The organism is Thermomicrobiales bacterium, assembly GCA_041390825.1.
Lineage (GTDB): Bacteria > Chloroflexota > Chloroflexia > Thermomicrobiales > UBA6265 > JAMLHN01.
This window is the reverse complement of record JAWKPF010000090.1, coordinates 1-1,512: the sequence shown is the minus strand read 5'-3', so window position 1 is coordinate 1,512 and position 1,512 is coordinate 1. Positions and strand designations below refer to the sequence as shown.

Annotated in this window: 2 protein-coding genes; both read right to left on the bottom strand. The window is 62.2% G+C overall.

What is annotated here, in order from left to right:
• On the bottom strand, positions 1-966 hold a 966-nt coding region (locus tag R2855_20110), incomplete at its 3' end, for a hypothetical protein (GenBank protein ID MEZ4533311.1).
• A partial coding sequence (locus R2855_20105) for a hypothetical protein (GenBank protein ID MEZ4533310.1) occupies positions 963-1,512 on the bottom strand: 550 nt, incomplete at its 5' end. The genes R2855_20105 and R2855_20110, both read right to left, overlap by 4 nt.

Below are 1,512 nucleotides of genomic sequence, written 5' to 3'. Positions count from 1 at the left end.
CCATAGGTACCGTCGAGTCTGGAAGTAGCCGGAGGAATCGGAACCTGAAAACCTATCGGAGGCAAAGAGCGCAAAGGCAACAGCAGACGCCAGCGTCCCAACGCCCAGGAGTTTCCACCCGTGCTCGATGGGATGAGCCAGAAGGATCACCGCGATTCCAACGGCAATGCCGATGATCGCGCCCCGCGAAAACGTGGTTGCGACGCCAAGCAAGGTCAGTGCTGAACAGACCCGAAAGAGCCACCCCCAGCGCGAGTGAAGCAACAGCGCTGGTCCCAGTGCGAGCATGAAGGCACGTTCCAGGTAGAGAGCCAGATTGTTTGGATGGAGATAGGTAGCTGTGGATCGCTGGACCTCGTCGACCGAGAATGAGGTACTTGCAAACCCCAACTGCCAGATCGCTGCCAACCCAACGGCAGCGGCTGGCAAGACCAACGCAGTCGTAAGCGGTGCGGGCCCCTCTCGGGCGATCGCCCGTCTCGCCAGCAGGAAAAGCAGCAGGGGTTCGAGGATGACCCAGCGCCACGTTCGCAGTGCTTCGGCGCGGTGTGAATCGAACGGCATCCAGATGAGCGAAAGCGATCCAATGATGAACAGCGCGATCGGAAGGATCCAAACGACCTCGAAACCGGGATGCAGCTGCACTCGCCCCTGACGGTTCTCCGAATAGTCGTACGCAATCCGAAGCAGCGTTCCGGCAAGAGTCGCCAGGATTCCGATTTCCAGCAACCCCAGGTGCAGCGACCCGACCTCGATCGGGTGGAATACGAGCGGAATCGCTGCGCATGCGCCGTACAGAGCGCCCTCAGGGGAAACCACCGCAAGCAGCACGGCAGTAACGATACATGCACCCACGAACGGCGTGCCGGACAGCTGCCAGGCGGTTGCCCCGATCGCCAGGGTCGCTGCCCAGATGACGAGCGATCGCTGGCCAGCGCCGAAATCGCTTCTCTCGTTCTGAATCATCGTGTGCGTGGCATCGGCCGCCAATCCGGCAACGACGGCAACTGGGGACCTTGTGTCGCCGCGCCGCGCGGGCGCATCAATCCACCGCGTTCGGCTGCAACCATGGCGATTTCACGCAACGCCACGACCGTCATCGCAAGCGCAGTGACGAGCGCAACCACCACCGGCCACCGCAAAGGCGGGTCGCGCGAGACGACGGCCCCGCCGATCGTGAGCTGTCCGGGATCGGACATGGTCAGGGTGAGCTTATGCACGCCATCGTCCAGGTTGGAAGCGAGCGACACCGCAATATCCTGAGCCTGGTAGTAGGTCAGATCGATCGTCGAGGCGCCATCGTCGTCGCCCCAATCGGGCAGCGGAGCCCCATCCAGTGTTGCGCGAATCAACCCCGCATCTGGGCTGCGACGCAGATAGACCACGATGCCGGTGCCCTCGAATGTGATCGTTGTGGTCGCGCCAACCTCGCTCGTCGTCTTGAAGACGCGTCCGTCGAGGTGTTGATCGTTCCATGCGCCGCCGTAGGTCACCGGTCCTGAATCCATCGGA